Source organism: Pseudomonas sp. FP1740 (assembly GCF_030687165.1).
Classification (GTDB): Bacteria; Pseudomonadota; Gammaproteobacteria; order Pseudomonadales; family Pseudomonadaceae; genus Aquipseudomonas.
In genome coordinates, this window is record NZ_CP117461.1 from 5,754,703 (window position 1) to 5,777,716 (window position 23,014).

Consider the following 23,014-nt stretch of genomic DNA (forward strand, 5'->3'; position numbering starts at 1 on the left):
GGCCGGTTTTTTGTGCGAAAACCTGGCGGATCAAAGCATGGCAAACCCAGCCCGAATCTTCTCTTCCGGCAAGTCATCGGCAATAAACACCATCACACTATCGCGCCTTTCCCCCTCAGCCCATTCGGTGTCCCAATCAAAACCATAGAGCTTCAGCACTCCCTGAAACACCAACCGCCGGTCCTCGCCGGCAATGTTCAGCACGCCCTTGTAACGCAGCAATTGCTTGCCATGGTCTTCCAGCAGTTCGTTCATGAACTCGCTGAGCTTGTCGATATCCAGCGGTTTGTCGGTACGCAGCACCAGGCTGGAAATGCGATCGATGGAGGGCGCCTTGCTCACCGGCCGCAAACTCACGCCACCACCGAGGTCGGCATTGAGGTTGAAGCCACGCACATCGAGCAATTCGGCCAGATCAATCTTGCCGTGGTCGACCACACGAATCGGCGCGCGACGGTTGATCCGGGTCAGGCGCTCGCTGAGGGCGGTGAAGGTCGGCTCATCCACCAGATCGCGTTTGCTCACCAGCAAGCGGTCGGCAAAACCGATCTGCGCCTGGGCAATGGTCTGGGTCAGGTGCAGTTCGGCATGAGCCGCGTCCACCAGGGTGATGATGCCGTCGAGGATGTAGCGCTCGCGCAGCTCTTCATCGATAAAAAAGGTTTGTGCCACCGGGGCCGGGTCGGCCAGACCGGTGCATTCGATCACCAGGCGGTCAAAGGCGATTTCGCCACTGTCCAGGCGCTCCAGTAGCAGGTACAGCGCTTTGGTCAAATCGGTGTGGATGGTGCAGCAGACGCAGCCGTTGGACAGCGTCATCACTTGCACCGGCTCGTCGCCCAACAGCTGGGTGTCGATGCCGGCGTCACTGAACTCGTTTTCGATCACGGCGACTTTCAGGCCGTGCTCGGCTTTGAGCAGGTGGCGCAACAAGGTGGTTTTACCAGCGCCGAGAAAGCCGCTGAGGATCGTGACAGGGATTGGCGCTAACAAAATAAGATCTCCCGGACGCAAAAAAACTGTAGGAGCCAGGCTGCCGGCGAAAGCGTCTTGAAGATCGCCTTCGCCGACAAGCCGTGCTCCTACAGTGGTGTGTTACCTAAACCGCGTACATCAACAGCACTTCGGTCCACCCTTGCCGCCGTAACGAGCCTCCTGACGCTCCCGAAAGAACGCCTCGTAACTCATCACCGGTTTGTCCGGGTGTTTGGTTTGCATATGCTCGACGTAGTTGTCGTAGTCGGGCATCCCGACCATCAGGCGTGCGGCCTGACCGAGGTATTTACCGAGGCGACTCAGGTCATTGAACATGGTGCAATCCTCAGGTTACGCATCCGGCAGCGCCTGGAATGGCGATTCTTTATCCGTGCGTTCTTTGGTGCCCCAGGCGGCAATACCGACCTTGAGCGCATAGAACAGGATGCTGAACACCACGAACAGGAACAGCGCGGTCAGCGTTGCGTTGGTGTAGGCGTTGTAGATCACGTGCTGCATCTGCTCGATGCTCTTGGCCGGAGCGAGGATCTGACCGTTGGCCAGGGCATCACTGTACTTCTTGGCCAGCGACAGGAAGCCGATCGCCGGGTTGGCGTCGAACAGCTTGATGAAGCCTGCAGTGGTGGTGCAGATCAGCAACCAAACGGCGGGCAGCATGGTGACCCAGATGTAGCGTTGGCGTTTCATTTTGATCAATACAACGGTTGCCAGCATCAGCGCGATACCGGCCAGCATCTGGTTGGAGATACCGAACAGCGGCCACAAGGTGTTGATCCCGCCCAACGGGTCGATCACGCCTTGGTACAGCAGATAGCCCCACATCGCCACGCAACCGGCGGTGGCAATCAGGTTGGCGGTCCAGGATTCAGTGCGTCTCAGCGCCGGTACGAAGGAGCCGAGCAAGTCCTGCAGCATGAAACGTCCGGCACGGGTACCGGCGTCGACCGCAGTGAGGATGAACAGCGCTTCGAACAGGATCGCGAAGTGGTACCAGAACGCCATGGTGTTTTCACCCGGCAGCACGCTGTGCAGGATCTGCGCGATACCGACCGCCAGGGTCGGCGCACCGCCGGCACGGGCCAGGACGGTGGTTTCACCGATGTCCTTGGCTACCGCTTGCAACGCTTCCGGCGTGATGGCAAAGCCCCAGTTGCTGACCGCTGTCGCTACCGCCACCACATCACCGCCGACGACCGCCGCCGGGCTGTTCATGGCGAAATAGACGCCCGGCTCGATCACCGAAGCAGCCACCATCGCCATGATCGCCACGAAGGATTCCATCAGCATGCCGCCGTAACCGATGTAGCGAGCGTTGACTTCGTTATCCAGCAGCTTCGGCGTGGTGCCGGAAGAGATCAGCGCATGGAAACCCGACACTGCGCCACAGGCAATGGTGATGAACAGGAACGGGAACAACCCGCCCTTCCACACCGGCCCGGTGCCGTCGATGAACTGGGTCAATGCCGGCATTTTCAGCTCGGGCATGGTGATCAGAATGCCGATCGCCAGGGCAACGATGGTGCCGATCTTGAGGAAGGTGGACAGGTAATCACGTGGCGCCAGAATCAGCCACACCGGCAACACGGCTGCCACGAAACCGTAGCCGATCAGCATCCAGGTGATCTGGACCCCGGTAAAGCTGAACGCCTTGGCCCACACCGGGTCAGCGGCGATCTGCCCGCCCAGCCAGATCGAACCCAGCAGCAACGCCACGCCGATCACCGAGATTTCACCGATGCGGCCCGGGCGGATGTAGCGCATGTAGATGCCCATGAACATCGCGATCGGGATGGTCGCCATCACCGTGAAAATGCCCCACGGGCTCTCGGCCAGGGCCTTGACCACGATCAGCGCCAGCACCGCGAGGATGATGATCATGATCAGGAAGCAGCCGAACAGCGCGATGGTCCCGGGGATGCGGCCCATTTCTTCACGGACCATGTCACCCAGGGAACGGCCGTTGCGGCGGGTGGACATGAACAGGACCATGAAGTCCTGAACCGCACCGGCCAGCACCACGCCGGCAATCAGCCACAGCGTACCGGGCAAGTAGCCCATCTGCGCCGCCAACACCGGACCGACCAGCGGCCCCGCGCCGGCGATGGCCGCGAAGTGGTGGCCGAAAAGAATGTGTTTGTTGGTCGGCACGTAGTCCAGACCGTCATTGTTGATTACGGCAGGTGTAGCCCGACGCGAATCGAGTTGCATCACATTGTTAGCGATGAACAGGCTGTAGTAGCGGTATGCGACAAGATAGATAGCGACGGCTGCGACAACGATCCACAAGGCGTTGATCGCCTCGCCTCGACGCAATGCCACTACGCCCAGGGCGCACGCTCCTACGACTGCCAGCAGCAGCCAGGGTAAGTGGCGTAGCGGGCTATTATTATTTTTCATTTTATGATTCCAGCCAGAGTGGACAAGAAAGACAGCCATCTCGAGTTTAGCGCTACTGGCGGCAAAGACCATAGTTCGACATCAGTCTAGAGCCATCACTGTGCTGGCAGCCTTCGGCAATGCAGGTCTATAGTCAGCGAACCTTTACGAGGATTGCGCCATGAGCGAACAACCTGCCGATCGCCGCCGCTTCAGACGTATTGCGTTCGATGCCCGAACCGAGCTGAGCCAAGGGGAATTCACCTGGCCGGTGCGGCTGATTGACCTGTCGCTCAAGGGACTGCTGGTCGAGAAGCCCGAGCCATGGCTGGGTAATCGGGAATGGCATTTCCTGGTCGACATTCATCTCAACGATGACGTCGCCATCAAGATGGATGTGCAACTGACCCACGATGACCATGACCAGCTCGGGTTCGTCTGCAAACACATCAGCCTGGAATCCATCGAGCGCCTGCGGCGGTTGATTGAGTTCAACCTGGGCGATCCCCGGGAACTAGAGCGCGAATTGGCTGCCCTGATCGAAGTCTGAAGCCTCCCGCCTTCCATTGTGGGAGCGAGCCTGCTCGCTCCCACAGGGCGGTTTATTCGAACAGTGCGTCGAGGGCCTGTTCCAGGCGCGTCACGGCGATAATCTGCAACCCCGGCGGCGGCTCTTTCGGCGCGTTGCCCTTGGGCACGATGGCGCGTTTGAAGCCGTGCTTGGCAGCTTCTTTCAAGCGCTCCTGGCCACTCGGTACCGGGCGTACTTCACCCGACAACCCGACTTCGCCAAACACCAGCAGATCGTGCGGCAGCGGCCGGTTGCGCAAACTGGACATGACCGCCGCCATCAAGGCCAGGTCGGAAGCGGTTTCCAGGACCTTCACGCCGCCGACCACGTTGAGGAACACGTCCTGATCGTGGGTCGGGATGCCGCCGTGGCGGTGCAAAACCGCCAACAACATGGCCAGGCGATTCTGATCCAGACCGAGCGTCACCCGGCGCGGGTTGGCCAGATGACTGTCGTCCACCAACGCCTGGACTTCCACCAGCATCGGCCGGGTGCCTTCCCATGTGGCCATGACCACGCTGCCCGGGACTTCTTCCTGAGCGCGAGTGAGGAAAATCGCCGAAGGGTTGGAGACTTCTTTCAGACCTTTGTCGGTCATGCCGAACACGCCCAGTTCATTCACCGCGCCGAACCGGTTTTTCACCGCCCGCAGCAAACGCAGGCGCCCATCGGATTCCCCTTCGAAATACAGAACGGTGTCGACCATGTGCTCCAGCACTCGGGGGCCGGCCAGCGCACCTTCTTTAGTGACATGGCCCACGAGGAAAATCGCCGTGCCGCTTTGCTTGGCGTAACGCACCAGCAATGCCGCGCTTTCGCGTACCTGGGAAACGCCCCCCGGCGCCGATTGCAGTTGCTCGGTGAAGATCGTCTGAATCGAGTCGATCACCATCACCTTGGGCTTTTCCTGCCGAGCGGTGGCAATGATGGTTTCAATGCAGGTTTCAGTCATCACCCGCAGTTGATCCTGAGGCAAGCCCAGCCGTCGGGCACGCATGGCCACTTGTTGCTGGGACTCTTCGCCAGTGACATACAGCGCCGGCATGCTTTTGGCGAGGTTGCACAAGGTTTGCAACAGAATGGTCGACTTGCCGATACCGGGGTCACCACCGATCAACACCACCGAGCCATCCACCAGACCACCGCCCAAGACACGGTCGAGCTCACTGGACGCCGTGGAGAACCGCGGAATTTCTTCGACGCTGACTTCGGCCAGGGTCTTGATCTGCGCCTGCTGGCCGGTCCAACCGGTGCGACCGCTGGGGGCTGCGGCGCCGCCACTCTCCACCATGGTTTCGGTCAGTGTGTTCCAGGCCCCGCATTCGCCGCACTGGCCGGCCCACTTGGGGAAGGTTGAGCCACACTCGGTGCAGCCGTACATGCGCTTGGCCTTGGCCATCTGAACTCCCGGCAAAAACCGCGATGATAGCTCAGCTGACGCGGATCAGCGCGGCGCCGCCGTGCGGATTTCACCGCTGGCCAGACGCGCGGCACTGTTGCCCAACGGATCCTCGGCGTTCAGGTCCGCCCCTTTGGCCTTGAGCGCGTCAAGCAACTCGACGCGCTTGAACAACCCGGCATACATTGCGGCAGTCTGCCCGGCGCCGTTGCGTTGGTCGGGGCTGCAATTGGCGGCCAGCAGGGTTCGAGCGATCTGCACTTCGCCTTTGAAAATCGCGCCCATCAGCGCGGTATTGCCGCGTTGATCCTGAGCGCAGGCGTCCGCCCCGGCCGCCAACAAACGCTCCACGGCGGCACCCTGACCGTGATAGGCGGCCAGTATCAACGCGGTGTAACCCTTGCTGTCGCGGGTGTCGAGGGAATAGCCGGCCTCGATGAAGGTATCGAGCATCGGCACATCCCCCCTTCGGGCGGCATCGAAATAGTAATCCTGTAATTGCGCTTTCAGCGCCTCGGGGTCCTTCGAGACTTGCGCGTCAGGACCGGCGAATACACCGAACGACACGCACGCCAGAAACACAGACAGATAAACACGCATGGCGGGACTCCTTGGTCAGACGGGACCTCTTGCGAGGCCCCGCTTCAGGCAGATAGATCAGTCGACCAGTTTGGCCGCCAACGCCTTGACCCGGGCCAGATCACCCTTGGCCACTTTGGTTACGCCTGTCCCGTATTCCGGGTCGGCCTTGTACAGGAAGGACAGGATGATGTGCTTGCTCTCGTCATCGGTGGTGGCCAATGAGCCGCCGAAGCTGTCGATCAGGTCCTGACGTTCCTTCTGGTTGAACGAGCGATACAGATCACCGGCCTGCTTGAAGTTCTGCTCACGTTGAATCTTCGCCTGCTGCGTGCTGCCCGACAGGGTCGACTGGCTGTAACGCGCGGTTTGCGGCTCCTCACGGGACAGCAGACGGCTCGGCTGGTAATTCACCCCCGTGCTGCTGGCACCGATGTTCATCGCACCATCCTGATTACCGTTGTTCACGGCGATTTTCGGTGCGTTGATCGGCAACTGCAGAGCATTGGCCCCCAGGCGATACAGTTGGGTATCGGCATACGAGAACACTCGCCCCTGCAATAAGCGATCTTCCGAAGGCTCGATACCCGGAACCAAGTTGGCCGGTGCCATCGCCACTTGTTCGGTTTCCTGGAATACATTCGCCGGATTACGGTTCAATACCATTTGTCCAACTTTTCGCTCAGGAACACCAGGCCAGATCTTGGTGGCATCCAATGGATCGAAATCAAACTTGGACAAGTCTTGAGGACTTAGAACCTGGACGTACAAGTCCCACTTCGGAAAGTCCCCCTTGTTGATATGAGCAACCAAGTCGTTGGTCATATGGCTGTAATCTTGACCTTGAACATTGGCGACTTCTTTAGGCGTGAGATTTTTTATTCCCTGCAAACTTTTCCAGTGAAACTTTACATAGTGAACTTCACCCTGGGCGTTAACCAACTTGTAGGCATGTACACTGTTGCCGTCCATCTCCCGATAACTGGCCGGGGTGCCGGAGTTGGAATACAACTCGGTCAAGGTGCGAGTGGCTTCCGGAACATGAGAGAAGAAATCGAAACGACGGGAGTCATCGTCAAGATTGGTGCGCGGGTCCGGCTTGAAGGCATGGACCATGTCCGGAAACTTGATGGCGTCCCGGATGAAGAAGGTCGGGAAATTGTTGCCGACCAAGTCCCAGTTACCGTCCGCGGTGTAGAACTTGGTGGCGAACCCCCGCGGGTCACGCAGGGTTTCCGGGGAGTGGTTGCCATGGACCACTGCGGAGAAACGCACAAATACCGGCGTGCTCTGGCCGCCAGCGAATACCTTGGCCTTGGTCAAGTCACTGAGGTCGTCAGTCACGGTGAACGTGCCATGGGCGCCGGTGCCACGGGCATGCACCACACGCTCAGGAATGCGTTCACGGTCGAAACGCTGGAGCTTCTGAATCAACTGTACGTCTTGCAACAGCACCGGCCCGGTCGCGCCGGCGGTTTGCGAATTCTGGTTATCGCCGACAGCGGCACCGTTATCACGAGTCAAGGTCGCAGCGTTGATGGAGAAGGACAGCAGGCTGACGGTCAGAACGCCGAAGGTACGACGGAGGGGAAAAGCCCCGAGGCCAAGGGGAGTTGTCATGGAAGTTTCCTCTGGTTTTATTAAGCGCATCCTGGTGCGCACCACAGAGGCTAGTGACCCAAAGGCCAAAACATAAATAGAAATCCCGTACCGGGCCGATAGCGAAAAGGTTCTGGAAAGCCCGGTCTAGAGCGGGTAGACGCGCGCGAAGAGTGGCATTTTGTAAACTAATTGCCGGAAGATGTGTCGATAGACACGAGCATTGTAAGAAGGCGTTTCAAGCAAGGGATGCTTTGCTGATTTACACTGCGCTCACCAACCTCATCTGTAACAAGGAAATAACCTATGGGCGTGATAAGTGAGTTCAAGGCCTTCGCGGTCAAAGGTAATGTGGTCGACATGGCGGTGGGTATTATCATCGGCGCCGCCTTCGGCAAAATCGTTACGTCATTTGTCGGCGACGTGGTGATGCCACCCATCGGACTGCTGATCGGTGGGGTGGACTTCAGTGACCTGGCCATTACGCTCAAGGCTGCCAACGGTGATGTCCCGGCGGTGATGCTGGCCTACGGCAAGTTCATCCAGAGCATGATCGACTTCATCATTGTCGCCTTCGCGATCTTCATGGGCGTCAAGGCCATTAACCGCCTGAAGCGCGAAGAGGCCGTTGCGCCAACCCTGCCGCCGGTTCCGACCAGGGAAGAAGAGCTGCTGAGCGAGATCCGCGATCTGCTCAAGGCTCAGAACAATCGGCCCTGATCGCTGATTGCCCAAAGAAACGGCGCCTTCGGGGCGCCGTTTGTTTACCAGTAGGTTTCCACCGCCACTTGGCCAGGTCGGCGACTGAGGCTCAAGTGCATGTCCCGTTGTTTCAGTAGCTTGCGCGTCTCATCGATCATCTGTGGGTTACCGCAGAGCATCACCCGTGAATGCTCGGCTGTCAGCGCTACACCGGCCGTCTGTTCCAGTTCGCCATTCTCAATGAGGCTGGTGATCCGCCCGTTCAAGGCACCCGGATGCTGTTCGCGGGTGACGGTGGGAATGAATTGCAGTTTGTGCGCGTACTCGCTGAGATAGTCACGCTGCACCAGCCCCGCAATCAGTTCCTGGTACGCAAGCTCCCGTGCTTCGCGCACGCTGTAGACCAGGATGACTCGTTCGAATTTTTCCCACACGTCGAAATCCTGCAGGATCGACAGAAACGGCGCCACTCCCGTGCCTGTGGATAACAACCAAAGATCACGACCATCGACGAAGCGATCCAGCGTCAGGTAACCGAAGGCCTGACGGTCGACCAGCAGCGTATCGCCAGCTTCGAGCCGACTCAGCTCACTGGTGAACTCCCCTCCAGGCACAACAATGGAGAAGAATTCAAGGAACTCGTCATAGGGCGACGAGACCATGGAGTAAGCCCGCCATACCGTGCTGCCGTCGGCCTTGGTGACACCCAGCCGGGCGAACTGCCCCGCTCGGAAACGAAAGCCCGCATCCCTGGTGGTACGCAGGGTGAACAGGTTCGGAGTCAACGGCTGGACCTCAAGCAAGGTCTGACGAGTGAATTTTTCAACACTGGCAGTCATGGGCCGCTCCGATCAACAGATGACACCAGTGTCCCCCAAAGCAGACGACCTAAACACCGATGGTTTGTAGTGTTATTCGTGCAGAGACTTGGGCAGCGCAATAAAGAACTAATACCGGAGTGTTGATTTTGTATAACCCTAAAACAACGCTAAGAACCAGTTATGCAGATACGGTTTTTTCAAGAGCAAAAAAGTTCAGCATGTTTGTAATAACTCTCCTACACTCTGGGACGTGCCGGATTTTGGATCCAATCAGCACCCTCATGAAAGCCCCCACGGAGTCATCCCATGAAAGTGTGGAAGGAGTCACAGTTAACGCAACTTTCTTATGCTCGGAAAATCGACACGGCCTACGAGTTATCTCTCAATTTCGTTAAAAACCTGGGCTTTAATTTCTGTGCATTTTCAATAACTTCCCAAGCGAGAGGAGTACACAGTCGCCCAATCAATCTGAATAACTACCCCGCCGAATGGAACATGAAATATGAACAAGAGCATTTCAATGAAGTCGACCCGATACTAGCCCATTGCAATCAATCTGAATTGCCAATTCTTTGGAGGAAAGAGGTCTACTCAAAGGCACCGACGCTGTGGGAAGCACAAAAAAATCTGGGTTTACAGTATGGCTGGTCTCAATCCGTTCATGATCGGAACGGGCTTTGCAGCATGCTGAGCCTGGCCAGAAGCCACTGCCCGATTACTACAGAAGATCTGTATAAAAATCTGGGTTACGCCATGTTCATCAGCCGTCACCTGCACGGGCTTGTCGTAAAAGATCTGCCTGCATGTGCGCTGAAACCGAACACGCATCTGTCATGCCGAGAAATCGAGGTGCTGAAATATTCAGCCGATGGCAAAACAGCCGACGAGATCGCGATCATCCTCAGACTGAGTACAAGCACGGTACAGTTCCATATCCGGGGTGCCATCAGCAAACTCGGCGTCAACAACAAAATTGCCGCCGTGATCAGGGCAGCGAGAGAGGGCATCATCTGAAACCGTTCGAATCAGGTAATCCCTGCAAGTAATCCAGACCAAAAAAACGTACCATCTGCGCTCCATCCCGAGTGATGTCGTGTGAAGCGTCCACGACGCAGTCCGCTCGGATGGCTCCGCCCGCTACAACGTCCGGCGGCCACTCGTTGATTATCTCCGCTGACTACCCAGAGCCCTCCGCCTCATGCCTCTGCTCGAAACTCCCTTCGCCCAACTCGACCTGATCCGCCAGCCAGAACAGCAGAACGAACCGCTGCAAGCATTTGATGCCGCGGACGAATACCTGCTCAACCATCTGGCCGGACAACAACCGGCTGCGGATACCCGCGTGCTGGTGCTCAACGACAGCTTCGGCGCGCTGGCCGCCAGCCTGATGGGCAAGGTCCGGGTGACCAGCAGCGGCGATTCGTTTCTGGCCTTTCAGGGGTTGGAAAAAAACCTGATACGCAACGGCCAGGCGTTTGATGCAGTGCCGAGGGTTCCTGCCAGCGAAGCCGTCGTCGGGCCGTTCGACCGGGTATTGATCCGGGTACCGAAAACCCTGGCCTTGCTGGAAGAACAACTGATCCGGCTACAGGGTCAACTGGCTCCCGACGCCCAGGTGATCGCTGGCGCGATGGTGAAACATCTGCCACGCGCCGCGGGCGATCTGCTCGAGCGCTACATCGGCCCGGTGCAAGCCTCGCTGGCCGTGAAGAAGGCTCGGCTGCTGATCGCCACGCCCGAAACCAAAGCCCCCGCTGTCTCTCCATACCCGACCCGCTATCGACTCGACACGCCTGCAATCGAACTGCTCAATCACGCCAACGTGTTCTGTCGCGAAGGGCTGGATATCGGCACGCGAGCCTTTCTGCCGCACTTGCCGAACAACCTCGGCACGGCGCGGGTCGCCGATCTGGGGTGTGGCAACGGCGTGCTGGCGATCGCCAGCGCCCTGCAAAACCCCGAGGCCCATTACACATTGGTGGACGAGTCATTCATGGCCGTGCAATCGGCCGCTGAAAACTGGCGCGCGGCGCTGGGTGATCGTGACGTGATCGTACGTGCCGGCGATGGGTTGGCGGGGCAGGAACCCCAATCCCTCGACGTGGTGCTGTGCAATCCGCCATTCCACCAACAGCAAGTGGTCGGCGATTTCCTGGCCTGGCGGATGTTCCAGCAGGCGCGCGAAGCGCTGGTGGTGGGCGGCGCGCTGTACATCGTCGGCAACCGTCATCTGGGCTATCACAGCAAGCTTGCGCGGCTGTTCCGCGGCGTCGAACAAGTGGCCGCTACTCCCAAGTTCGTGATTCTCAAGGCACGCAAATAAAAGCAGGCAAAAAAACCCTCCGTCGCAGGAGGGTTAAAAATCCGTGCCGCAAGGCAACGGGATGGGAATTTCAGTGGGTGCTCAGGCCTGCGGCATTCATGAACATGCGCATCAGCGTGGCCACGATGAACAGTGCCCCAACGCTGCCGGCCCAGATCAACGCCAGCCAGCCGAGTCGCTGCCAGAGCGGCTTTTTCTCGGCGGCTTCGATTTCCTGCAAATCAGGTTTGCCAGCCATCATCGCGTTCTCCTCTGCAACGGCGCAGGTATCAACCTTGCGCCGTATTCGTATGGGCTAGTGGTAACCGTCTTCGTGGGTGACCTTGCCGCGGAACACGTAGTAGCTCCAGAAGGTGTAACCCAGGATGAACGGGATGATGAACAGCGTGCCCACCAGCATGAAGCCTTGGCTCTGCGGCGGTGCGGCAGCGTCCCAGATCGAGATCGACGGCGGCACGATGTTCGGCCACAGACTGATTCCCAAACCGCTGTAGCCTAAGAAGATCAGCACCAGGGTCAGCAGGAATGGCGTGTAGTGCGCATTGCGGGCCACCGCGCGAATCAGACCGTACAGAGTCACCAGCACCAAAATCGGCACTGGCAGGAACCAGAACAGATTCGGCAGGGTGAACCAGCGTGCGGCGATCTCGGCGTGGGCCAACGGTGTCCAGACGCTGACGATGCCAATCACCGCCAGCAACACGAAGGCCAATGGTCGCGCCAGGTCATGCATCTGCTCCTGCAGCTTGCCTTCGGTCTTCATGATCAACCAGGTGCAACCGAGCAGCGCATAAGCCACTACCAGCGCCGCGCCACAGAACATCGTGAACGGTGTCAGCCAGTCGAGTGAACCACCGGCAAACTGACGATTGACCACCGGTAGCCCATCGATGAACGCACCCAATGCCACGCCCTGGAAGAAGGTGGCGGCGATCGAGCCACCGATGAATGCCTTGTCCCACAAGTGGCGCTTGGCGTCCTTGGCCTTGAAGCGAAACTCAAAGGCCACGCCACGGAAAATCAGCCCGATCAGCATGAAAATCAGCGGCAGGTACAACGCCGAGAGCACCACCGAATAGGCCAGGGGGAAGGCGCCGAACAATGCCGCGCCGCCCAATACCAACCAGGTTTCGTTGCCGTCCCAGACCGGGGCGACGGTGTTCATCATCACGTCACGGTCGGTCTTGCCCTTGATGAACGGAAAAAGAATCCCGATCCCCAGGTCGAAACCGTCCATGACCACGTACATCATGATGCCGAAGATGATGATCACGGCCCAGATCAGCGGAAGATCAATACCCATGATTCAAATCTCCTTGGTCAGGCTGTGGTTGTGATCGCCGTCACCGTTGTCGTCGGCGGCGGACAGCGGACGGGCCGGCGTGCGTTTCTGGCCAGGACCACCTTCGTTGGTTTCCTTGCCTTCGTCGATCTTCGGCCCTTTGCGCACCAGGCGCATCATGTAGCCAAGACCGGCACCGAACAGCGCGAAATACACCACGACGAACATGATCAAGGTGATGCTCATCTGCACGAAGCTATGCCCGGAGGACGCATCCGCCGTGCGCATCAAGCCGTAGACCACCCACGGCTGACGGCCGATTTCAGTGGTGAACCAGCCAGCGAGAATCGCGATCAGGCCGGATGGGCCCATCCACAGCGCCAGGTACAGGAACGGACGCGAGGTATACAGCGTGTCGCGCTTGCGCAGCCACAGGCTCCACAAACCGGTGAAGATCATCAGGAAACCCAGGCCGACCATGACCCGGAACGACCAGAACACGATGGTCGAATTCGGCCGGTCTTCAGGCGGGAACTCCTTGAGCGCCGGCACTTGTTTGTCCAGGGAGTGGGTCAGGATCAAGCTGCCCAGATACGGAATCTCGACCGCGAATTTGGTCTTTTCGGCTTTCATGTCCGGCCAGCCGAACAGGATCAATGGGGTCGGTTCATCGCCGACATTTTCCCAGTGACCTTCAATCGCAGCGATTTTCGCCGGCTGGTGCTCGAGGGTATTGAGGCCGTGGAAGTCACCGATGACGGCTTGAATCGGCGCCACGATCAGCGCCATCCACATGGCCATCGAGAGCATGGTGCGGATGGCCGGGTTGTCCTTGCCGCGCAGCAAATGCCAGGCCGCTGACGAACCGACGAAGAAAGCGGTAGCGACGAACGCCGCCGTAGCCATGTGCATCAGGCGGTAAGGGAACGACGGGTTGAAGATAATCGCCAGCCAGTCCACTGGAATGACTTGGCCGTTGACGATTTCGTAACCCTGCGGGGTCTGCATCCAGCTGTTGGAGGCGAGAATCCAGAAGGTCGAGATCAGGGTACCGATGGCGACCATGACCGTGGCAAAGAAGTGCAGCTTGCGCCCGACCCTGTTCCAGCCGAACAGCATGACGCCAAGGAAACCGGCTTCCAGGAAGAACGCGGTGAGTACCTCGTAGGTCAGCAACGGCCCGGTCACGGAACCGGCGAAATCCGAGAAGCGGCTCCAGTTGGTGCCGAACTGATAGGCCATGACCAGACCGGACACCACGCCCATGCCGAAGTTGACGGCAAAGATCTTCGACCAGAAATGGTACAGATCGCGGTAGGTGTCGTTGTGTGTCTTCAACCACAGGCCTTCGAGTACCGCCAGGTAACTCGCCAGGCCAATGGTGATGGCCGGGAACAGGATGTGGAACGAAATGGTGAACGCGAACTGAATCCGGGCGAGATCAAGTGCCTCCAAACCGAACATAAGTCTTCCTCTGTCAGGTAATACCGGCTGAAGGCTTGCGGCCTACACCCACTGCCCCCACGGATATGGAGTGTGGCGAACTTGAATTCGTTCTTTTTCTACCATCATCACAACGTAGGGAATCTGGCCATCTGGCCTCCGGATCATTTCCACGAAGGGTCTTGATCTGGATCAAGCAACGTTGAAAGAGTAGTCGCATTTTTGCCGATGGACGGTGTGGTCTATTGCCGCGTGACAGGTTGCCTCACGGGTTTGGTCATGCGTTGCAATGCATTCCCTCGCCACAGGGTATTTGTATGTTCTGTGGGATCGGTGTCTAGCTAACTAAATTTTCCGCGCTCGCAACCTCTGGTTACAGGTTGGTGATAATCTCGCCCTTCCCCTCACCCAGACTTGCCTTCAGATGCCCAGCCAAGCGCCCCTGCTGTTACGTCATCACCGCCCTTTTATCGCGTTCTGGCTGGCTCGGGTATTTACCGCCAGCGGTTTTCAAATGCTGACCGTGGCCATCGGCTGGAATCTGTATCAACTGACCGGTAATGTGCTCGATCTGGGTCTGGTAGGTCTGGTGGAATTTGCCCCGCGGGTGTTGTTCATGCTGCACACCGGGCATGTGGCGGATCGCTATGACCGGCGCAAGGTTGCGGCGATCTGTCAGTCCGTGCAAGCGCTGATCGCCCTGTCGCTGGCCATCGGCAGCGCGACTGACCATGTCACCCGGGAGATGATCTTCATCCTCGCATTCATGCTCGGCGCCGCCCGCTCCTTCGAGATGCCAACCACCCAGGCCTTGCTGCCGAGCATCGTGCCCAGTGCTTTATTCCCGCGCGCGGTTGCTGCCGCGCAATCTGCGCAGCAATCGGCCACCATCGTTGCCCCGGCGCTGGGCGGTTTGCTTTACGCCTTCGGCAGCGTCTGGGTGTATGGCCCGACGGTGATCCTCTACCTCATCGCCTGTGCGCTGATGCTTAACCTACCGGCTCGGCAGACACCGTTGAACAAGGGCAAGGCAACCCTCGATTCGCTGCTGGCAGGCATCCGCTTCATTCGCAGCCGTCCGGATATTCTCGGGGCGATTTCCCTGGATCTGTTTGCCGTCCTGCTGGGTGGCGCGACTGCGCTGCTGCCGGTGTTCGCCAAAGATATTCTGTTGACCGGCCCTTGGGGTCTGGGCCTGCTGCGTTCGGCCCCGGCGGTGGGTGCATTGCTGATGTCGCTGTTTCTGGCGCGATTTGCCGTGGAACGCAACGTCGGACGGGTGATGTTTACCGCCGTGGGTGTATTCGGCGTGGCAACCATCGCTTTCGGCCTGTCGACTTCGTTCTGGTTCTCTCTCGCTGTGTTGGTGGTTTTAGGCGCGGCAGACATGATCAGCATGGTGATCCGCGCCTCGTTCGTGCAGCTGGAAACCCCGGACGAGATGCGCGGCCGGGTCAGTGCCGTGAATGGCTTGTTCATCGGTGCTTCGAATCAGCTCGGCGAATTCGAGTCTGGCTTGACGGCCCACTGGTTCGGCACCGTACCGGCCGTGGTGATGGGCGGCATCGGCACACTGATGGTCACCGGGGCCTGGGTCAAACTGTTCCCGACCCTGGCCAACCGCGACCGCATGCATGTGCCGGTGGAAGAGGTCAGGGCCTGAAGCCGTCTTCTACACCAGCAATTCCCCCGCCACCGCCGACCGCGTGGCTTTGCCGCAGAGTTGCTCCACCAGCGTCAGCGCAAACTCCAGCGCGGCGCCCGAACCCTGGGCGGTGATGCAGTTGCCATCGACCACCACCGGTTGATCGACGAAGTTGCAGCCCGACAATTGATGGCTGACGGAAGGCAGGCACGTCATGCGCCGCTGACGCAGCACGCCAAAAGTCTGCAGCGCCAGCGCCGGCGCTTCGGCAATGCCGGCGAACAAGCGCCCGGCGGCGACCTGGTCCTTGATCAATTGTTGCAGGGGTTGGTGGGCCACCAGATGCTGCACTCCCACGGCACCGCCGGGCAGAACGATCAGGTCGAAGGGCTGGGCCAGCAAATCCACCAACATCGCATCGGCGGTCAAGCGAGTGCCGCGGGCGCAGGTGAGCATGCGCCGCGACTCGATGCTGGCCACCACCACTTCAACCTTGGCGCGGCGCAGCACATCGATCAGGGTCACGGTTTGCAGATCGTCGATGCCCTCGGCGAGGGTAATCAGGGCTCTAAAGGTCATGGGCGCGGTCCAGGGAATGATCTTTAAAGCGTAGTCAGCTTTCCTGACCCTTGTTCGAGCCTGGCCGTTACTTGATGTAAAGCTGCGTCGACATCGTGTTGCCCGGCGCGTTGATCGAGGTGTTGCTGAACGTGAAGATGCCGTCCTGCTTGCCTGCCAGGTCGAAGATGTACAGATAGCCGACAGTTTTTTTCCCGACTGAGCACTCGGTCAGGTTACCGGTATCAAAAGCACAGACTGGGGTCCGGGTGCCATCCACCTCGAAACCGTCCAGGGCAACATGGGCTTCGCGACCGTAGCCGACTTCCAGCACATAAACCTTGATGTTCGGCCCCTTGTGATCGCAACGGGTCTGCTCCTGCTTATCCGCAATATCTTCAAAGCCACAGCTGGGCGACTCGACCTTGAGCACCTTGACCTGACTCAGTGGTGGAGCCGTCGCTGCCGAGGCGGTTTGGGCGCTCAGGAACAACGCGATCAACATTGCGAATGGGGCAACCACGCGTGTGCTCATGTACTTCATATTCCGCCCTTCCCTACCCCAAAAAAAACAGCGCGCAGTATGGCGCAGTTCCCTTTTTGGCAAAACATCGACGACGATCACAGCCATAAGCAGCCATAACCCTACGCTGCTGGTATGATGCGCGGCTTTTTCCGACCCACAGAAAATTCCCAGGCGTCCATGGCGGTCTGTGCTTTGCTGTTGAGGTCGATACATTCACGGCGCCGGGCGCGCCACGGGGAGCAGACATGCTGGAAAGGCTGTTTCAACTCAAGGCACACAACACCAATGTGCGAACCGAGATTCTGGCGGGCGTCACGACCTTTTTGGCCATGGCCTACATTCTGTTCGTCAACCCGAGCATCCTCGGCGAGACCGGCATGGACAAGGGCGCGGTGTTTGTCGCCACCTGTCTGGCAGCCGCCATCGGCTCGACGACCATGGGCCTGATCGCCAACTACCCGATCGCCCTGGCACCGGGCATGGGCCTGAACGCCTTCTTCACCTACACCGTGGTCCTGCACATGGGCCACACCTGGCAAGTGGCGCTGGGCGCGGTGTTCCTCTCGGCGGTGATGTTTTTCCTGCTGTCGATCTTCCGCATCCGCGAATGGATCATCAACAGCATCCCGTTGGCGCTACGCTCGGCGATTGCCGCCGGTATCGGCCTGTTCCTGGCACTGATCGCCCTGCACAACGCCGGCATCGTCGTCAGCAATCCGGCGACCATGGTTGGCCTCGGCGACCTGAAGCAACCGGCACCGATCCTCGCAACCCTGGGCTTTGCCCTGATTGTTGCCCTGGAGGCCCTGAAAGTGCGCGGTGCGGTGCTGATCGGCATTCTGTCGGTGACCATCGTTTCCATCCTGCTGGGCTTCAGCCCGTTCGGCGGCGTGATGTCGATGCCACCGTCCCTGGCGCCGACCTTCCTGCAACTGGACATCAAAGGCGCACTGGACATCGGTCTGGTCAGCGTGATCTTCGCGTTCCTGTTCGTCGACCTGTTCGACAACTCCGGCACCCTGATCGGCGTCGCCAAGCGCGCCGGCCTGATGGGCAAGGACGGCCACATGCCGAAAATGGGCCGTGCCCTGATCGCCGACAGCACCGCGGCCATGGCCGGTTCGTTGCTGGGCACCTCGACCACCACCAGCTACATCGAATCCGCAGCCGGCGTGAGTGCCGGTGGCCGCACCGGCCTGACCGCCGTCGTGGTGGCGATTCTGTTCCTGCTGGCGCTGTTCTTCGCACCACTGGCCGCCAGCGTACCGGCCTTCGCCACCGCACCTGCGTTGCTGTTCGTCGCCGTACTGATGACCTCGGGGCTGGCGGAAATAGACTGGGACGACATCACCGTTGCCGCGCCAGTGGTAGTCACTGCGCTGGCTATGCCATTCACTTACTCCATCGCCAACGGTATCGCGTTCGGATTCATTTCCTGGACCGCCATCAAGTTGCTGTCCGGCCGTGGCCGTGAGCTGAACTCGGCGTTGGTGGTTCTGTCGATTCTGTTCGTGATCAAGTTAGGTTGGTTCAACGCATGACTTTTGATTCCCAGGCCTACGCCGTTCAGCTCGAAGAAAAGGTCACGCGCCTGCGTGACCTGCTGGCCCCGTTCGGTGCGCCCGAGCCTGCGGTGTTCGATTCGCCGCTGAAAAACTTCCGCCTGCGTGCCGAATTCCGCCTGTGGCGCGAAGCCGGCGAGCGCCACTACGCAATGTTTTCCCAGGAAGACAAACGCACGCCGATCCTGATCGAAGAGTTCCCGATCGCAAGCCTGCGCATCAACCAGTTGATGCCGCAGCTCAAGGCGGCGTGGCAAGCGAGTGCAGCCCTGAGCCACAAGCTGTTCCAAGTGGAGTTCCTGACCACACTGGCCGGCGATGCGATGATCACCCTGTGCTACCACCGCCCGCTGGACGAGCACTGGCACGCGGCGGCATCGAAGCTGGCAGCCGACCTGAACGTCAGCATCATCGGTCGCTCGAAGGGCAAACGCGAAGTGATCGGTCACGATTACGTGGTCGAACAACTTGAAGTCGGCGGCCGCACCTTCAGCTATCGCCAGCCGGAAGGCGCGTTCACCCAACCCAACGGCACGGTGAACCAGAAGATGCTCAACTGGGCGTATGACGCCCTTGGCGATCGCCCGGATGATCTGCTGGAGCTGTATTGCGGCAACGGCAACTTCACTTTGCCGCTCGCTACGCGCGTGCGCAAAGTGCTGGCCACCGAAATCAGCAAGACCTCGGTCAACGCGGCACTCAGCAACCTGAGCGAAAACGCGGTGGATAACGTCACGCTGGTGCGTTTGTCTGCCGAAGAATTGACCGAAGCCCTGAACGAAGTTCGCCCGTTCCGTCGCCTGCACGGCATCGACCTCAAGAGCTACGAGTTCGGTAGCGTGTTCGTCGATCCGCCCCGCGCCGGCATGGACCCGGATACTTGCGAACTGACCCGGCGCTTCGACAACATCCTCTACATTTCCTGCAACCCGGAAACCCTCGCGGCCAACATCGCCCAACTGAACGACACTCACCGCATTACTCAATGCGCGATGTTCGACCAGTTCCCGTGGACCCATCACATGGAATCCGGAGTGTTGTTGACCCGTCGTTGATTGCAGCCGCCACACAAAAAAGCCGTCCCTGGGACGGCTTTTTTGTGGGCGATCAAAGAGCCGCATCGACCTTGCGTGGGCGACCGCCCTTCTTGCCGTTGGCCCGAGCTGCCTCGGCTTTGGCGGTGCTGCTCTGACGGCCATTGCGCGAGGCGACCAGCGAGGCCGCCATATCCATCAGCGGTTTGCTCGCCGAAATCAAACCGGCGATGGAGACCTGCAGATCCTTGTCTTCATGAAAAAGCGCGGCTCCGGCGAAACCGATTTTCAAACCGGCGAAATCCTCGGTCTCAAAACCATCGAACTCTGGATAGTTTTTCACTGGCAACAACACACCGCTGCCATCCTCGAAACCGACGGCGAGACATGGATCGAGAAAGATCACCGTCGTTGCATTCAATCCACTGCGACGGCGTAACTCGCCACTCTCGATCGCTTCGTCCAAAACGCCTTCGGTCACAGGGTGATCTACCTGCATTTTTGCACTTATCGTTTTCATAATTCGATCTCCACGCCCTCCGGTGCTCCCATCAGCGTCAATAAGGTCTTGTTTCCTTCAGGCTCATAGCGAGCCGAACCAATCATGTAAGTCGTGCTGGCAACCCTCTTCATCACGACCACTTCATTGCCCTGCCAATCCCATAACTGATTGTCGAGGCAGGCCGTCTGCAATTTGCTCCACCAGATGCCACGGGCTCGCCGCAAATGGGCAGGTTGCCTGAGCGCCTGGCGTAACCCCTCCAGCATGGTCAGAGGAGGTCGATGCGAATGAGGAATGACATCCCAGAGCTCTACGCCGTTGTGCCAGAAGCTGAACCGAAAGCGTGCGCTCCATGTGCCTCCATCGACGTGAACGTGTGGTGGGCAATTCTCGTCACGCAACATGACTACCAGTGACAATCCCTTGTAGCGGCATACATTCATGCCAACCCATCCGTTAGGTTATAGAATCCGAAGATTCGCCATTCCTTGAAAAACCCGATAACTGGCGCTAACCGTTCGATCAGCTGACCACGTTTGAGCCTAGCGTTTCAGGTCGACCGTCCCCTGCCAATCAGGGCAAAAAAGAGTAAGCAATCCTTTCACTACCAATATCTGGCCGGTGATGAACTCAACGGCGCTGGTGGTTGAAACGAACCCTGTATTTGTACGTCTGCATTTGATAAATACCACCTCAGGCATCCCATTTGATTCTTGGTGTAATCAATCATGCAGCGACATTTCGACGATCTTCAGCTCGGCAGCATCGAACTGTTTTGCCTGGCCGCCGAAGCGGGCAGCTTTACCGCCGCAGCCCTGGTGGCGGGAGTGACCCCGGCTGCGGTCAGTCGCTCGGTGTCGCGGATGGAAGAACGTCTGGGTGTGCGGCTGTTCGCGCGTACCACCCGCAGCGTCAAGCTGACCGACAGTGGCCGGCGTTATTTCGAGGAGTGTCGCCTGGCCCTTGCGCAGCTGGTCGAGGCTCAGCGCGAAGTCATGGGCCAACAGCAGGAACCCTCCGGCACCTTGCGTATCAGCATTCCAACCACTTATGCCCACCACCGCATCCTGCCGCTGCTGCCGACGTTCCGGGCGCGCTTTCCCGCCGTGAAAGTCGAGGTGCACATCAGCAATCGCAACATCGATTTCGTCGGCGAAGGCTATGACATGGCCATCCGCGTGCGGGCGATTCCCGACTCCGGGCTGATTGCCCGGCCGCTGGAGGACGCCGCGCTGGTGATGATTGCCAGCCCTGACTATCTCAAGCGTGCCGGCACACCACAGACCCTCGACGATCTGGAGCACCACGAATGCATCCAGTTCGAGCTACCCAGCAGCGGGCGGCGGATTGCCTGGCTGTTCAACGATAACGGCGTGCCTTTGGAGATTCTGGCCGAGGGCAATTACTGCTGCTCCGATGACGTACTGGGCGGCGTGACGCTAGCGAAACACGGTGCCGGGCTGTTTCAAACCTATCGCTTCATCGTCGAAAACGAACTGGCGGATGGCTCGCTGGTGGAAGTGCTCAAGCCCTATGGCGGACGCTCCCGCCCCTTCACGTTGCTGTATCCGCAAAGCCGCCATGTGCCGTTGCGGCTCAGGGCGTTTATCGATTTTCTGGTTGAGCGTCTTCCACGCTGAATGTTCGATCACCGCACAGATAATCCAGGGCCGGCGCCTCTTCAATTGACCTTATTAACCAGTTAGTACAATTTATCTCCACAGGCTGAGACCCTCGGCCAATGCCAAAAATAATAAGTGGAGAGACCCGATGTCCCCTATCGTTCTGGTGCTCAACGGCCCGAACCTGAACCTGCTCGGCACCCGTGAACCGGCGACTTATGGCCACGAAACCCTGGCGGATATTTCAGCGCTGTGCGGTCGCGCCGCCGAAGAGTTCGGCCTGAAGGTGGAGTTTCGCCAGACCAACCATGAAGGCGAACTGCTCGACTGGATTCATGCCGCCCGTGGCCGCTGCGCCGGGATCGTCATCAATCCGGCTGCCTGGACCCACACCTCGGTCGCCATTCGCGATGCGTTGGTCGCCAGCGAACTGCCCGTGATCGAAGTGCACCTGTCCAACGTCCATGCCCGCGAACCCTTCCGGCATCACTCCTTTGTCTCGTCCATCGCCACGGCGGTGATGTGCGGTTTCGGCAGCCACGGCTATCGTTTGGCGCTGGAGCATTTCAGCCAACGTTTGAAAGGTTAAGCGTGATGACACAGAACACCGTGGTATTGGCCGGGCTGATCGGCGCCGGCATTCAGGCTTCCCGCACTCCGGCGCTGCACGAGCACGAAGGCGATGCGCAGGGTTTGCGCTACCTGTATCGACTGATCGACCTGGATCAGCTGAGACTCGACAGCGGCGCCCTGCCTGACCTGCTGATGGCCGCCGAGCGGATGAATTTCACCGGGCTGAACATCACCTTTCCGTGCAAGCAGACAATCATCCCGTTGCTCGACGAATTGTCTCCGGAAGCCCGCGGCATTGGCGCGGTGAACACGGTGGTGTTCAAGGACGGTAAACGCATCGGCCACAACACCGATTGCCTGGGCTTCGCCGAAGGCTTTCGTCGCGGCCTGCAGGACGTTGCCCGTGAGCGAGTGGTGCAAATGGGCGCCGGTGGCGCAGGCGCAGCGGTGGCCCACGCGTTATTGAGCGAAGGCGTACAACTGCTGAGCATTTTCGATGTGGATCACAGCCGGGCTCAGTCTTTGGCGGACAACCTGAATCAGCATTTCGGTTTTGGCCGCGCCGTGGCCGGTCATGACTTGCCGGGTACGCTGGGTCAGGCTGACGGGTTGGTGAATACCACGCCCATGGGTATGAAAAAACTGCCGGGCATGCCGGTGCCGGTAGAGCTGCTTCGGGCTGATTTGTGGGTGGCGGAGATCGTTTACTTCCCGCTGGAAACCGAACTGCTGCGCAATGCTCGCGCGCTGGGTTGCCGTACCCTGGATGGCGGCAACATGGCGGTGTTTCAGGCGGTGAAGGCGTTCGAATTATTCAGCGGCGTGGTGCCGGATGCCCAGCGGATGCTGGCGCATTTTCAGAGCATGAATGGTTGAAAAGCATCGCAGGCAAGCATCGTCC

The 23,014-nt window shown here is 59.1% G+C and carries 24 protein-coding genes; 10 read left to right on the forward strand and 14 right to left on the reverse strand.

Annotation, left to right across the window (positions count from 1 at the left end; all coding sequences use genetic code 11):
* Nucleotides 1–30 precede the first annotated feature (30 nt).
* The 3 genes from yjiA to PSH69_RS25850 form a co-directional block, all read right to left on the reverse strand.
* A complete protein-coding gene (gene yjiA, locus PSH69_RS25840) occupies nt 31–993 on the reverse strand; it encodes a GTPase (RefSeq protein WP_305410203.1) in 963 nt (320 codons plus the stop codon).
* 120 nt (nt 994–1,113) lie between these two features.
* Nucleotides 1,114–1,311 carry a YbdD/YjiX family protein gene (locus PSH69_RS25845; RefSeq protein ID WP_007937254.1) on the reverse strand — a complete coding sequence of 66 codons (198 nt, stop codon included), beginning with the start codon at nt 1,309–1,311 and terminating at the stop codon, nt 1,114–1,116.
* Nucleotides 1,312–1,326: 15 nt separating this feature from the next.
* Nucleotides 1,327–3,393 carry a carbon starvation CstA family protein gene (locus tag PSH69_RS25850; protein WP_305410204.1) on the reverse strand — a complete coding sequence of 689 codons (2,067 nt, stop codon included), beginning with the start codon at nt 3,391–3,393 and terminating at the stop codon, nt 1,327–1,329.
* Nucleotides 3,394–3,553: 160 nt separating this feature from the next.
* Here PSH69_RS25850 and PSH69_RS25855 point away from each other — a divergent pair, with 160 nt between their 5' ends.
* Complete coding sequence (locus PSH69_RS25855; RefSeq protein ID WP_305410205.1) at nt 3,554–3,922, forward strand: PilZ domain-containing protein; 369 nt, start codon at nt 3,554–3,556, stop codon at nt 3,920–3,922.
* Nucleotides 3,923–3,974: 52 nt separating this feature from the next.
* On the opposite strand, the gene radA is transcribed toward PSH69_RS25855, so the two are convergent.
* From radA to katB, 3 genes are read right to left on the reverse strand one after another with little or no spacing between them, the layout of a single operon-like run.
* Nucleotides 3,975–5,342, reverse strand: a complete 1,368-nt coding sequence (radA, locus tag PSH69_RS25860) for a DNA repair protein RadA (RefSeq protein ID WP_019581287.1) — start codon at nt 5,340–5,342, stop codon at nt 3,975–3,977.
* 45 nt (nt 5,343–5,387) lie between these two features.
* Nucleotides 5,388–5,942 (reverse strand): ankyrin repeat domain-containing protein, encoded by a 555-nt coding sequence (locus PSH69_RS25865; RefSeq protein ID WP_111454233.1) that lies wholly within the window; start codon nt 5,940–5,942, stop codon nt 5,388–5,390.
* Between the two features lie 57 nt (nt 5,943–5,999).
* A complete protein-coding gene (gene katB / locus PSH69_RS25870) occupies nt 6,000–7,541 on the reverse strand; it encodes a catalase KatB (protein ID WP_305410206.1) in 1,542 nt (513 codons plus the stop codon).
* A gap of 285 nt (nt 7,542–7,826) precedes the next feature.
* On the opposite strand from katB, the gene mscL reads away from it, so the two are divergent.
* Nucleotides 7,827–8,240, forward strand: coding sequence for a large-conductance mechanosensitive channel protein MscL (gene mscL / locus PSH69_RS25875; protein WP_305410207.1), 414 nt, complete (start codon nt 7,827–7,829; stop codon nt 8,238–8,240).
* Nucleotides 8,241–8,284: 44 nt separating this feature from the next.
* On the opposite strand, the gene PSH69_RS25880 is transcribed toward mscL, so the two are convergent.
* A complete protein-coding gene (locus PSH69_RS25880) occupies nt 8,285–9,061 on the reverse strand; it encodes a ferredoxin--NADP reductase (RefSeq protein ID WP_305410208.1) in 777 nt (258 codons plus the stop codon).
* A gap of 288 nt (nt 9,062–9,349) precedes the next feature.
* On the opposite strand from PSH69_RS25880, the gene PSH69_RS25885 reads away from it, so the two are divergent.
* Nucleotides 9,350–10,057: an autoinducer binding domain-containing protein gene (locus PSH69_RS25885; protein ID WP_305410209.1), complete on the forward strand. Its 708-nt coding sequence runs from the start codon at nt 9,350–9,352 to the stop codon at nt 10,055–10,057.
* Between the two features lie 184 nt (nt 10,058–10,241).
* Nucleotides 10,242–11,366, forward strand: a complete 1,125-nt coding sequence (locus PSH69_RS25890) for a class I SAM-dependent methyltransferase (protein ID WP_305410210.1) — start codon at nt 10,242–10,244, stop codon at nt 11,364–11,366.
* Between the two features lie 70 nt (nt 11,367–11,436).
* Here PSH69_RS25890 and PSH69_RS25895 read toward each other — a convergent pair whose 3' ends face one another.
* Genes PSH69_RS25895 through PSH69_RS25905 form a run of 3 tightly spaced genes read right to left on the reverse strand, consistent with a single transcriptional unit; the run spans nt 11,437 to nt 14,112 of the window.
* On the reverse strand, nt 11,437–11,604 hold the full coding sequence (locus PSH69_RS25895) for a DUF2474 domain-containing protein (RefSeq protein WP_081625770.1): 168 nt from the start codon (nt 11,602–11,604) through the stop codon (nt 11,437–11,439).
* Nucleotides 11,605–11,661: 57 nt separating this feature from the next.
* The gene (gene cydB / locus PSH69_RS25900) at nt 11,662–12,669 is read right to left on the reverse strand and encodes a cytochrome d ubiquinol oxidase subunit II (protein ID WP_018925814.1); all 1,008 of its coding nucleotides are present in this window, start codon (nt 12,667–12,669) and stop codon (nt 11,662–11,664) included.
* Between the two features lie 3 nt (nt 12,670–12,672).
* Nucleotides 12,673–14,112 (reverse strand): cytochrome ubiquinol oxidase subunit I, encoded by a 1,440-nt coding sequence (locus tag PSH69_RS25905; RefSeq protein ID WP_305410211.1) that lies wholly within the window; start codon nt 14,110–14,112, stop codon nt 12,673–12,675.
* Between the two features lie 403 nt (nt 14,113–14,515).
* Here PSH69_RS25905 and PSH69_RS25910 point away from each other — a divergent pair, with 403 nt between their 5' ends.
* Nucleotides 14,516–15,754, forward strand: a complete 1,239-nt coding sequence (locus tag PSH69_RS25910; RefSeq protein ID WP_305410212.1) for an MFS transporter — start codon at nt 14,516–14,518, stop codon at nt 15,752–15,754.
* Nucleotides 15,755–15,763: 9 nt separating this feature from the next.
* On the opposite strand, the gene PSH69_RS25915 is transcribed toward PSH69_RS25910, so the two are convergent.
* Nucleotides 15,764–16,315 (reverse strand): DJ-1 family glyoxalase III, encoded by a 552-nt coding sequence (locus PSH69_RS25915; RefSeq protein ID WP_305410213.1) that lies wholly within the window; start codon nt 16,313–16,315, stop codon nt 15,764–15,766.
* 67 nt (nt 16,316–16,382) lie between these two features.
* Nucleotides 16,383–16,838: a DUF4879 domain-containing protein gene (locus PSH69_RS25920; RefSeq protein ID WP_305412875.1), complete on the reverse strand. Its 456-nt coding sequence runs from the start codon at nt 16,836–16,838 to the stop codon at nt 16,383–16,385.
* Nucleotides 16,839–17,065: 227 nt separating this feature from the next.
* Between PSH69_RS25920 and PSH69_RS25925 the strand changes: the two genes are divergently transcribed.
* Nucleotides 17,066–18,361, forward strand: coding sequence for an NCS2 family permease (locus tag PSH69_RS25925; RefSeq protein ID WP_018925809.1), 1,296 nt, complete (start codon nt 17,066–17,068; stop codon nt 18,359–18,361).
* Complete coding sequence (trmA, locus tag PSH69_RS25930; RefSeq protein ID WP_305410214.1) at nt 18,358–19,437, forward strand: tRNA (uridine(54)-C5)-methyltransferase TrmA; 1,080 nt, start codon at nt 18,358–18,360, stop codon at nt 19,435–19,437. The genes PSH69_RS25925 and trmA overlap by 4 nt, the downstream gene beginning before the upstream one ends.
* Before the next feature lie 52 nt (nt 19,438–19,489).
* Here trmA and PSH69_RS25935 read toward each other — a convergent pair whose 3' ends face one another.
* Both PSH69_RS25935 and PSH69_RS25940 read right to left on the reverse strand, forming a co-directional pair.
* Nucleotides 19,490–19,936 carry a DUF2442 domain-containing protein gene (locus PSH69_RS25935; RefSeq protein ID WP_305410215.1) on the reverse strand — a complete coding sequence of 149 codons (447 nt, stop codon included), beginning with the start codon at nt 19,934–19,936 and terminating at the stop codon, nt 19,490–19,492.
* Nucleotides 19,933–20,361 carry a DUF4160 domain-containing protein gene (locus PSH69_RS25940; RefSeq protein ID WP_305410216.1) on the reverse strand — a complete coding sequence of 143 codons (429 nt, stop codon included), beginning with the start codon at nt 20,359–20,361 and terminating at the stop codon, nt 19,933–19,935. The genes PSH69_RS25935 and PSH69_RS25940 overlap by 4 nt, the downstream gene beginning before the upstream one ends.
* 285 nt (nt 20,362–20,646) lie before the next feature.
* Here PSH69_RS25940 and PSH69_RS25945 point away from each other — a divergent pair, with 285 nt between their 5' ends.
* The 3 genes from PSH69_RS25945 (at nt 20,647) to PSH69_RS25955 (ending at nt 22,989) form a co-directional block, all read left to right on the forward strand.
* Nucleotides 20,647–21,558, forward strand: a complete 912-nt coding sequence (locus PSH69_RS25945; RefSeq protein ID WP_305410217.1) for a LysR family transcriptional regulator — start codon at nt 20,647–20,649, stop codon at nt 21,556–21,558.
* 130 nt (nt 21,559–21,688) lie between these two features.
* On the forward strand, nt 21,689–22,129 hold the full coding sequence (gene aroQ, locus PSH69_RS25950) for a type II 3-dehydroquinate dehydratase (protein ID WP_007937291.1): 441 nt from the start codon (nt 21,689–21,691) through the stop codon (nt 22,127–22,129).
* Between the two features lie 5 nt (nt 22,130–22,134).
* Nucleotides 22,135–22,989 (forward strand): shikimate dehydrogenase, encoded by an 855-nt coding sequence (locus tag PSH69_RS25955; protein WP_305410218.1) that lies wholly within the window; start codon nt 22,135–22,137, stop codon nt 22,987–22,989.
* Nucleotides 22,990–23,014 lie beyond the last annotated feature (25 nt).

Coding starts and splice junctions, on each gene's coding strand:
- PSH69_RS25890 (WP_305410210.1), top strand. CDS start 10,242: ATGCCTCTGCTCGAAACTCCCTTCGCCCAACTCGACCTGATCCGCCAG.
- PSH69_RS25925 (WP_018925809.1), top strand. CDS start 17,066: ATGCTGGAAAGGCTGTTTCAACTCAAGGCACACAACACCAATGTGCGA.
- PSH69_RS25885 (WP_305410209.1), top strand. CDS start 9,350: ATGAAAGTGTGGAAGGAGTCACAGTTAACGCAACTTTCTTATGCTCGG.
- PSH69_RS25865 (WP_111454233.1), bottom strand. CDS start 5,942: ATGCGTGTTTATCTGTCTGTGTTTCTGGCGTGCGTGTCGTTCGGTGTA.
- PSH69_RS25945 (WP_305410217.1), top strand. CDS start 20,647: ATGCAGCGACATTTCGACGATCTTCAGCTCGGCAGCATCGAACTGTTT.
- PSH69_RS25920 (WP_305412875.1), bottom strand. CDS start 16,838: ATGAAGTACATGAGCACACGCGTGGTTGCCCCATTCGCAATGTTGATC.
- katB (WP_305410206.1), bottom strand. CDS start 7,541: ATGACAACTCCCCTTGGCCTCGGGGCTTTTCCCCTCCGTCGTACCTTC.
- PSH69_RS25850 (WP_305410204.1), bottom strand. CDS start 3,393: ATGAAAAATAATAATAGCCCGCTACGCCACTTACCCTGGCTGCTGCTG.
- PSH69_RS25895 (WP_081625770.1), bottom strand. CDS start 11,604: ATGGCTGGCAAACCTGATTTGCAGGAAATCGAAGCCGCCGAGAAAAAG.
- PSH69_RS25880 (WP_305410208.1), bottom strand. CDS start 9,061: ATGACTGCCAGTGTTGAAAAATTCACTCGTCAGACCTTGCTTGAGGTC.
- PSH69_RS25845 (WP_007937254.1), bottom strand. CDS start 1,311: ATGTTCAATGACCTGAGTCGCCTCGGTAAATACCTCGGTCAGGCCGCA.
- trmA (WP_305410214.1), top strand. CDS start 18,358: ATGACTTTTGATTCCCAGGCCTACGCCGTTCAGCTCGAAGAAAAGGTC.
- mscL (WP_305410207.1), top strand. CDS start 7,827: ATGGGCGTGATAAGTGAGTTCAAGGCCTTCGCGGTCAAAGGTAATGTG.
- PSH69_RS25955 (WP_305410218.1), top strand. CDS start 22,135: ATGACACAGAACACCGTGGTATTGGCCGGGCTGATCGGCGCCGGCATT.
- radA (WP_019581287.1), bottom strand. CDS start 5,342: ATGGCCAAGGCCAAGCGCATGTACGGCTGCACCGAGTGTGGCTCAACC.
- PSH69_RS25935 (WP_305410215.1), bottom strand. CDS start 19,936: ATGAAAACGATAAGTGCAAAAATGCAGGTAGATCACCCTGTGACCGAA.
- cydB (WP_018925814.1), bottom strand. CDS start 12,669: ATGGGTATTGATCTTCCGCTGATCTGGGCCGTGATCATCATCTTCGGC.
- PSH69_RS25915 (WP_305410213.1), bottom strand. CDS start 16,315: ATGACCTTTAGAGCCCTGATTACCCTCGCCGAGGGCATCGACGATCTG.
- PSH69_RS25910 (WP_305410212.1), top strand. CDS start 14,516: ATGCCCAGCCAAGCGCCCCTGCTGTTACGTCATCACCGCCCTTTTATC.
- PSH69_RS25940 (WP_305410216.1), bottom strand. CDS start 20,361: ATGAATGTATGCCGCTACAAGGGATTGTCACTGGTAGTCATGTTGCGT.
- PSH69_RS25855 (WP_305410205.1), top strand. CDS start 3,554: ATGAGCGAACAACCTGCCGATCGCCGCCGCTTCAGACGTATTGCGTTC.
- aroQ (WP_007937291.1), top strand. CDS start 21,689: ATGTCCCCTATCGTTCTGGTGCTCAACGGCCCGAACCTGAACCTGCTC.
- PSH69_RS25905 (WP_305410211.1), bottom strand. CDS start 14,112: ATGTTCGGTTTGGAGGCACTTGATCTCGCCCGGATTCAGTTCGCGTTC.